This is a genomic window from Mycobacterium talmoniae (assembly GCF_001854525.1).
Taxonomy (GTDB): domain Bacteria; phylum Actinomycetota; class Actinomycetes; order Mycobacteriales; family Mycobacteriaceae; genus Mycobacterium; species Mycobacterium talmoniae.
The window spans coordinates 1-1,476 of record NZ_MLQM01000331.1 but is presented as its reverse complement, the minus strand read 5'-3'; the positions used below and the strand labels follow the sequence as shown (position 1 = coordinate 1,476).

The window sequence follows — 1,476 nt, the reverse complement described above, 5'->3', positions numbered from 1 at the left end:
ACCATGGTGTGCGCTACCGGGTGCTGGTGCCCCGCGGCGACGCCCGGATCGAGCCGTGCGCGGCAACCGGGTTGGCGGGAGCGGGAATCTGCGCGGTGACCGCCTCCGGGTTGCGGGTCGACGAGCGGCGACTGTTCAGCGCCCCGCGGGTGGCCGGGCTTGTCGGGGCGGGCGCCGCGGCGGCGGTGACCGGGGCCGCCGACGGGCTGTGGCGGGTGCACGTCGAGCAGGTGCGGCAACGGCTGGCCACCTCCTACGGCAGCGAGGAGATCACCGCGGCGACCACCACCCGGGTGGCGCGGGCGGCCGGTGACCTGGACGCCGCCGCCCTGCAGGTCGCGGCGTCGCTGACCGCGGGCCCGCGCGCCGCGGCCGGCGCCCAGTTGCAGGCCGTCACTCGGGCGCGCGACGCCGCCGACCACCTGTTGGGCGGCAGCCGCCGTCATGCGCTCGACGCGTCAGACCCGGTCACCCGCTTTTGGCAAGACGTCCACGCCGGCGCCCGGCTGACGCTGCGCCTGCTCGGCTAACTGCGCCAGCGCCGCGGGCAGCTGATCGGCGATCTGCCAGGGATCGGGTAGGTGGTCGCCGCAGGTGAGCACCCCGATCGTCATCTGGTCGGCGTAGCTCCAGCCGGTGAAGTTCAGGCCCATCGGGAATACCAGCGGGCCCGTCGAGATCAACTTTTCCACCGGCGCCCCGCCGAAGGACAGCCGCCGCGGGCCCCGCATGTTCGACGCGATCAGGCTGAACGTCGGTCGATGACTGGTCCGTTCGCCCAGCAGCGGCAACGCCCGGGAGTAGAACCAGAACAGCGGCCAGTACTCCATCCAGTCGTGCTGCAGCCACAGGTCCCGTTCGGCCTGCACGTCGCGGGCGGTGCGGGTGGCCGCGGCGATGCTGCGCAGCCGCGCCACCGGATCGGCGATGTCGGTGGCCAGCGCCACGTTCCATCGCGCCACCTGGTTGCCCCACGGGTCGCCGTCGGGCGGGCGCATCGACACCGGCACCACCGCGGTCAGCGGTTCGGCGGCCAGTTCCCCGCGCTGGAGCAGGAATTCGCGCAGCGCACCGCTGCACACGGCCAAAAACACGTCGTTGACGGTGACCCCGAACGCGGTGGCGACCCGTTTGAGGGTGGGCAGATCGCAGCCGCGGTAGGCGAACCGGCGATCGGCGGTCAACGGGGCGTTGAACCGGGTGCCCGGCGCGGCGAACGCGGGCGCGTAGCCGGGCAGCCCCGCCCGGCGGCGCCGCAGCATGGTGCGGGCGACCCGCACGGTGCGGGCCAGCACCCGGGGGAACTCGGCGGCCGCGGCCACCTGGTGGCGCGCCACCAGCGGGAACCACCGCCACGGCGCCGGTCGCCGCTCGGTGGGCGGGGTCACCGCCGGGACGGGGTCACCGCTGCAGATGCGCTCCAGCAGGTGCAGCGAGGCGGTGCCGTCGGCCACGGCGTGGTGGATCTTCCAGACC

At 74.5% G+C, this 1,476-nt stretch carries 1 protein-coding gene and 1 pseudogene; one reads left to right on the top strand and one right to left on the bottom strand.

Annotated features, from left to right (window positions below; all coding sequences use genetic code 11):
* A pseudogene (locus BKN37_RS27120) lies at positions 1 to 530 on the top strand (hypothetical protein); the annotation flags it as partial.
* On the opposite strand, the gene BKN37_RS27115 reads toward BKN37_RS27120, so the two are convergent.
* Positions 459 to 1,476: WS/DGAT domain-containing protein (locus BKN37_RS27115; protein ID WP_071030384.1), on the bottom strand; the 1,018-nt coding region annotated here is incomplete at its 5' end. The pseudogene BKN37_RS27120 and the gene BKN37_RS27115 sit on opposite strands and share 72 nt — an antisense overlap.